Origin of the sequence: Faecalispora jeddahensis (genome assembly GCF_000577335.1) — a bacterium.
Lineage (GTDB): Bacteria > Bacillota > Clostridia > Oscillospirales > Acutalibacteraceae > Faecalispora > Faecalispora jeddahensis.
The window spans coordinates 26,474-32,473 of record NZ_CBYL010000040.1 but is presented as its reverse complement, the minus strand read 5'-3'; the positions used below and the strand labels follow the sequence as shown (position 1 = coordinate 32,473).

Genomic DNA, 6,000 nt, shown 5'->3' with positions numbered 1-6,000 from the left:
TTTTAAAACGGATGAAAAGAGAGCAAATTTGCTCTCTTTTTTCTTTTTATATGATTCTTTTACCGGCCTCCTTTTAAAGAGAAAAGATATCTTATACTTTTAAAATATTCACTTTTCAACAAACAAAATTGCAAAGTATTTATATCATAATGACAAGTTTACTTGATAAGGATAGCAAGATATGATATTTTGTAATTAGAATTTAAATGGAGGGAGTGCCAGGAATGAATCGTGAGGAGATTCTAAACGGGATAAAGCATACAAAGTGCGAGGATGAAGGTACCGTTTATATAGAGAACCGGTTGCGCCGTAGCAGTACAAAAGGAATGATGTTTTGCTTGATTGCGCTGATGCTTTATAGTATTTGGGCAGGGGTCCCTTATTACGATTTGATGGCGGTATTTTTGCTGTATGGTGGAATTGTGATATTTTCGGGATATCGCATCAGTAAAATGAAATCGTATTTTGTGATAGCACTGCTTGAGTTTGCAGTTGCCGCTGTTTCAGTAGGACTATATATAAAAACCACCTGGCCGCTTGACTAAATATCGCCACTAAATTCTATTTGATGCCTGCTGATAGAAAAGGAGTAGAATATGGATCGTAATGTCATTTTAGAGAGTAATAAACAGGCGAGAATCCGTGACGAGGGCACAGAGTTTGCAGATAATCGCGCGAGGAGAAAAGGCGAGTTCGTGCTGATGTGTTTGATGGTTCTTCTGATGGTGTACAATCTCTTGAAGGGAATTCAAAGCGATGATTTAATGGCAGTCTTTTGGGCCTATACTTCGGTCATATGTCTACACAAATACAAAATATACCGCCAAAAGACTGATCTGGTTGCAACGGTGGCCGCCATGGTGGCAGCGTTTGCGAATTTGCTGTTGTATTTTTTGCATACGTGGTGAGGAATATGGAGCAGGAACTGATTTTTAAAAACCGTATCCGCATGTGGCGGGCAGAAAAACGGATTTCACAGGGCGAGCTTGCGGAGCTGGTGGGCGTATCTCGCCAGACGATCAGCTCGATTGAAAACCTGCAGTTTTGTCCCAGCGCGCGTCTGGCGCTGCTGATTTGCGTAGCTTTGGAAAAGAGCTTTGAGGAAGTTTTTTATTTTGATTTAGAACAATCCCTATCCAACAAACGAAAAACGAAGTTATTGTTGGAAGAGCAGAAAGAATGATGATTTTACTCATTGTAATGATTTAATGATGATTTACAAATAGTTGTCTGTTCACCTGGGAATCATTGCCGTTCCTTGACATTCCGGGGTGCTTCCTGTATCTTTAAAACGGATGAAAAATGAGAGTTACCTGAAAATAGGGTGAAAGGAAACAATATGCTGACAGTTTCAAATCTGACAAAACGATATGACAGCCTTCTGGCAAACGACGACGTGAGCTTTGAAGTGCAGCCCGGCGAGATTGCCGTGCTGATGGGCCCGAATGGTGCGGGTAAATCGACTGCGATTAAATGTATTGCGGGGCTCCTGCGATTTCACGGATCGATTCTCGTTTGTGGAGTACCGAACAAAAAGGCGGAAGCCCGACGCGTGTTTGGATATGTGCCGGAACTGCCCGCGCTGTTCCCGCTTTTGACCGTGTGGGAGCACGTTGAATTTATTTCCCGGGCGTATCAGCTGCAGGATTGGCGGGAGCGTGCCGAGGCCCTGCTGGACAGAATGGAGCTGACAGATAAAAAGGAAAAGCTGGGCCAGGAGCTTTCGAAGGGAATGCAGCAGAAGCTGAGTCTTTGCTGTGCGCTTTTGCCGCAGCCGAAGGTGATTATGCTGGATGAGCCGCTGGTCGGTCTGGATCCGCACGCGATCAAGGAGCTGAAAACGATGCTGACCGAGCTGCGCGATCAGGGTTGTGCCGTGCTGGTCAGTACGCACATGCTCGACAGTGTCGCTGAGTTCTGGGACAAGGCTTTGATTATGAAATCCGGTAAGATCATGGCGATCCGTACCCGCGCGGAGATTGAGGAAAGCGGAGAAAATCTGGAACAGCTCTTCTTCTCCATTACGGAAAATGGGGATGGAGGTACCACGGAATGAAATCCATTTGCTACCTGACCTATTGCCAGGCGAAGAACTCCCTGCTGGAGATGCTCCGCCATCCGGGTAAGCTGATTGCTTATCTGTTTGTCATTGCGATGATCGTATTCTCTGTGCTGACAAGGCAGAGCAATACGGCTGTAACGGGTGTTCCCGACACGCGGTTGATCGGGGGAATTTATTTCTTTGTGCTTTTGGGGCTGCTGGTGATGATCCTGCTGTCAGGGGTCAAATCCGGCTCTACGTTTTTCAGTATGCCGGATGTGAATCTTCTGTTTGTTTCGCCGCTTCGGCCGAATCTGATTCTGGCCTATGGCCTGGTGAAGCAGATGACGTCGATGATCCTGGTGGTTGTGTTCCTGATGCTGTATTCCCCGATGCTGATGCAAATGTTTGATCTGACGTCGGGTCAGGTTTTTATGATGATGGTCGGTCTGGCATTCCTGCTGATTCTGGCGCAGATTCTTTCCATGCTGCTGTATAACCTGAGCAATGGCAGCCCTGCACGGCGCAGGACGATCAGCTCTGTGATTTACGGTGTGGCGGCTTTGCCGGTTTTGTATGTGGCCGCGGGCGCGCTTCGTTCCGAAAATGTATATCAGGGAGCGCTGCAGGGGGCGTCATCGCCGCTGCTCGATGCATTCCCGGCGGCAGGCTGGATTCGCGGTGCGGTTTTCGGTGCAGTTTCCGGCAACGGCGGCCAGATGTCACTGTATACTGCACTGATCCTCGTGCTGACCGTCGCCAGCGTGGTTTTGCTGGTTAAGGGCAATCCCGATTATTACGAGGATGTACTGCAGAGCACAGAGGTCACCTATGAGGCGATGCAGGAGAAGAAGGCGAATGAAAACGGCGCGGGCCTGGCGCGATTCCGCAACCGTCATGCCGTAAAAAAAGGCGGCTTTCACGGCGGATGGGGAGCAAATACGTTCTTTTATAAGCAGCTGTGCGAAATGCGCCGTAAAAATCGCTTTGGATTCCTGACGACCTCGACAATCCTGATTGTGTTGATCGCGGTTGGAATGGCAGTCTTTCTGGAGCGTGTCTCACGCGGCGATAGCGACCCAATGGATGCGGAGGCAATGTACGCCTCTGTATTGTCTACGGAAATTTATTTGCTGTTCTTCTTTCAGGCGGCCGCAGATTGGGTGGCGGAGCTGAAGAAGCCGTATATTTATCTGGTGCCGTCCTCTTCGCTGTCCCGTTTGATCTGGGCCAGTGCCACCACGTTGGCCAAACCCCTTGTCGACGGCGCTGTGGCATTCACGGTGCTGTGGCTGTACCTGCGGGTCAACCCGATCATCTGGATCTGCTCGATTCTGATGTATGCGAGCTTCGGATGCCTGTTTACGTCAACGAGCATTCTGTTCTTCCGTCTGTTCGGTCAGCCGGCGCCGAAAGGGCTGCTGGCATTCCTGCAGCTGCTGATTCTGCTTGTTCTGGCGATTCCGGGCGGAGTTCTTGCGCTGATTGCCATTGTAGCTCTGCAGCTGCCCTGGTATTTGGCGGGAATCGCGTTCTCTGTAGGGTGCATTCTTGTCACGCTGGGGATATACGCCGCCTGCCACAATATTTTAGAAGCGCCGGAAATGCGGTGAGTGTATTCTGAACTTTGGTTTTAGGCCTGGCAGGTGCAACCTGCGTATGAATCGCGGGGCAGGGACCAGAAAGGGTCATTTCTTCCGTCGCGAAGGGCAATTTTCTTCTAAAATCTATTATTTTGCTTTTAGCGAGTTTCCTCGCATAGAAATTTTGCTGGTGCAGGCCTTCCCCGACCTGAGGGGTATGCCTGCGTCAGCATACAGGCTGAATCTGTATGCACATCGCGGGAAATCCCGCAGAGACATCCCCAGGGTAGAATATATTTGAGTGTAAAACCGTTTTCTGCGACAGTTTCCGCCGCAGAAAAGAGGGAGAAAACGCTGTATTAAAGTTTTTTAAAAATTTTTTAAAAAAATGCTTGCATTTTGTCCGACACTGTGATATTATAATCAAGTCGCCAAGAGCGACAGCAAAAATGAATAGTTGGTGTCGATGACGGTGAGGGTCCACCTGTTCCCATTCCGAACACAGAAGTTAAGCTCATCAGTGCCGAAGATACTTGGCTGGTAACGGCCCGGGACAATAGGATGATGCCAACATCATAAAAGCAGCCACCCAATAGGGTGGTTGTTTTTTTATTCAAAGAGCAATTTTAGAAGAATCTGAATGAATAAAAAAATCGCTCCGAACACCGGAGCGATTTTTTTATGTTGTGTATGTTGTGATAGGTTTCATTCAGGTAAGAGGCAACAATTTTGCGTGATACAACGCTTTTTTCAAAGCAAGAGTGGCCGCGGCGGCAAATACGATTTTTGCCAAGTCCAGCGGAACAAAGGGAATTACCGTGAGGGAAAGCGCCTTTGCCAGATCTGCATGGGCCACGGCCATAAACATCAGGCAGCCGGCTGTGTAGCAGATCACAAGAGCAACCGAAAAGGCAATCACCACAGAATAAAAGCGGTTCTGCGGCAGCTTTTCCAATAGAAGTGCAATCACAAACGCCATGATCGGGTAGGCCAGCAAAAATCCGCCGGTTGGTCCAACCAGAATACCCAGTCCGCCGCGGAACTGACTGAAAACCGGCAGGCCGGCAGCTCCCAGCATCAAATATACAACCAGCGCGCTGAATGCATTTCTTTTCGGCAGCAGCGCTCCGCACAGATAAATCGGAATCATCGCCAGTGAAATCGGGATCGGCGTAAATGGCAGTACGATCACCAGCGGCCCTAAAACCATGGTAAGCGCTGTAAACATAGCGGTCAGCGCTAAATTTTTTGTCTTCATCGTTACGACCTCCTCATAAACTGTATTATACAGAAAGGGATTTGGATTGTCAACATATTTATTTTTACTTGGTTGACAATAGTGGTTACAAAAACGTTTCTTGTACTTCTTAAATTTTTAGTGTAAAATGCTAATACTGCAAATTATATCCATTTAGGATTTTTAGGAGAGGATGAGCACATGCACAGATTATCTGGAATTGCGCTCTGTTTTACGGCTTTCTTCCTGCTGTGGGGATGCGCTCAATCGCTGGAAAAGGAAGAATCCGTAGCGCTGGCCCCAAAGGCCGAGATGCTTGAGGTTCAAAGCTTTGTCCAAAAGCAGCCGCTGTCTTCGGAAGAAGTGAAAGGGATTGTACAAGGCCTTCTCGATCAGGCGAAGGATGTACAGTCGCAGATTATGATACAGGATTTGTCTGGATCGGCCGGGAAGCGCGTGGCGGCTTTCTCCATTCAAAGCGCGCAGGATCCTGTGGGTGACAAGGCCGTGCAGAGTTCTGAAAGTGCGGTAGAAAGTACGCTGGAAGGGCTTGTGCCGATCACCGGCGGGGAATATGATTCCTCTGAGAAAATACGGGAAGGCATGCAGTCGATTTACACGCCTGAAGCGGCAGAGGAGTACTGCTCCGAGCTGTTTGAGGGGACAGACCCCATTTTACAGGAAATTGATGGTGTGCTGTACTTCTCGCAGGATCAGACGGTTCTGTCTCCCGGTGCGATGGAATATTTGGTGGACACTTCGGTGATCATGCGGCAGACGGTCGATGAGATCACGGTAGAGCTGACAATGCAGACCCAGGGCTCCGCACCCATGAAAAGAAACCTGCGCCTGAAAAAGCAGGGGGAAAACTGGCGGCTGGACAGCGTCGTTTTTCCGCAGCGGATTCAGGAAGACGGAAACTAAAAGCAATCCCTCCCGAAAAGGAGGGTTTTTTCTTTACAGAAGATAGATGGTAAAATATGAAATGAAGGTGCAGGAACAGAGAGTAAAGCATTAAAAACGGGCGAAAATAAGAGGGAATACAAAATAAATTAAAAAAACGGAGCTTCGCCCTTGACAAGCCCCTGCCGGTTGTGGTAGTATCAGAAATGCAGTTCCATCGCTTCCGCAGAGAAGCT

7 protein-coding genes and 1 rRNA gene are annotated in these 6,000 nt (G+C 48.4%); 7 read left to right on the top strand and 1 reads right to left on the bottom strand.

Features of this window, described 5'->3' with window-relative positions; genetic code table 11:
• Window positions 1-224 precede the first annotated feature (224 nt).
• From TY09_RS17700 to rrf, 6 genes are all read left to right on the top strand, one after another.
• Window positions 225-545, top strand: a complete 321-nt coding sequence (locus tag TY09_RS17700) for a DUF6442 family protein (RefSeq protein ID WP_052335664.1) — start codon at window positions 225-227, stop codon at window positions 543-545.
• Window positions 546-596: 51 nt separating this feature from the next.
• Complete coding sequence (locus tag TY09_RS13860; protein ID WP_042435542.1) at window positions 597-908, top strand: DUF6442 family protein; 312 nt, start codon at window positions 597-599, stop codon at window positions 906-908.
• Between the two features lie 5 nt (window positions 909-913).
• On the top strand, window positions 914-1,183 hold the full coding sequence (locus TY09_RS13855; RefSeq protein ID WP_009061921.1) for a helix-turn-helix transcriptional regulator: 270 nt from the start codon (window positions 914-916) through the stop codon (window positions 1,181-1,183).
• A 156-nt stretch (window positions 1,184-1,339) separates the two neighbouring features.
• Entirely contained in the window at window positions 1,340-2,056 is a 717-nt protein-coding gene (locus tag TY09_RS13850) for an ABC transporter ATP-binding protein (RefSeq protein ID WP_009061888.1), read from the top strand.
• Window positions 2,053-3,654, top strand: a complete 1,602-nt coding sequence (locus TY09_RS13845) for a putative ABC exporter domain-containing protein (protein ID WP_042435539.1) — start codon at window positions 2,053-2,055, stop codon at window positions 3,652-3,654. Before TY09_RS13850 ends, TY09_RS13845 begins: the two co-directional genes overlap by 4 nt.
• Before the next feature lie 426 nt (window positions 3,655-4,080).
• A 5S ribosomal RNA gene (rrf, locus tag TY09_RS13840) occupies window positions 4,081-4,197 on the top strand.
• Window positions 4,198-4,333: 136 nt separating this feature from the next.
• Here the strand turns inward: rrf and TY09_RS13835 are convergent.
• Entirely contained in the window at window positions 4,334-4,882 is a 549-nt protein-coding gene (locus TY09_RS13835; RefSeq protein ID WP_009061934.1) for a biotin transporter BioY, read from the bottom strand.
• 180 nt (window positions 4,883-5,062) lie between these two features.
• Here TY09_RS13835 and TY09_RS13830 point away from each other — a divergent pair, with 180 nt between their 5' ends.
• Window positions 5,063-5,785: a lipoprotein gene (locus tag TY09_RS13830; RefSeq protein WP_042435536.1), complete on the top strand. Its 723-nt coding sequence runs from the start codon at window positions 5,063-5,065 to the stop codon at window positions 5,783-5,785.
• Window positions 5,786-6,000 lie beyond the last annotated feature (215 nt).

Bases quoted from the DNA above. Each gene is read 5' to 3' on its own strand.
- TY09_RS13860 (WP_042435542.1), top strand. From the start codon at position 597: ATGGATCGTAATGTCATTTTAGAGAGTAATAAACAGGCGAGAATCCGT.
- TY09_RS13855 (WP_009061921.1), top strand. From the start codon at position 914: ATGGAGCAGGAACTGATTTTTAAAAACCGTATCCGCATGTGGCGGGCA.
- TY09_RS17700 (WP_052335664.1), top strand. From the start codon at position 225: ATGAATCGTGAGGAGATTCTAAACGGGATAAAGCATACAAAGTGCGAG.
- TY09_RS13850 (WP_009061888.1), top strand. From the start codon at position 1,340: ATGCTGACAGTTTCAAATCTGACAAAACGATATGACAGCCTTCTGGCA.
- TY09_RS13845 (WP_042435539.1), top strand. From the start codon at position 2,053: ATGAAATCCATTTGCTACCTGACCTATTGCCAGGCGAAGAACTCCCTG.
- TY09_RS13835 (WP_009061934.1), bottom strand. From the start codon at position 4,882: ATGAAGACAAAAAATTTAGCGCTGACCGCTATGTTTACAGCGCTTACC.
- TY09_RS13830 (WP_042435536.1), top strand. From the start codon at position 5,063: ATGCACAGATTATCTGGAATTGCGCTCTGTTTTACGGCTTTCTTCCTG.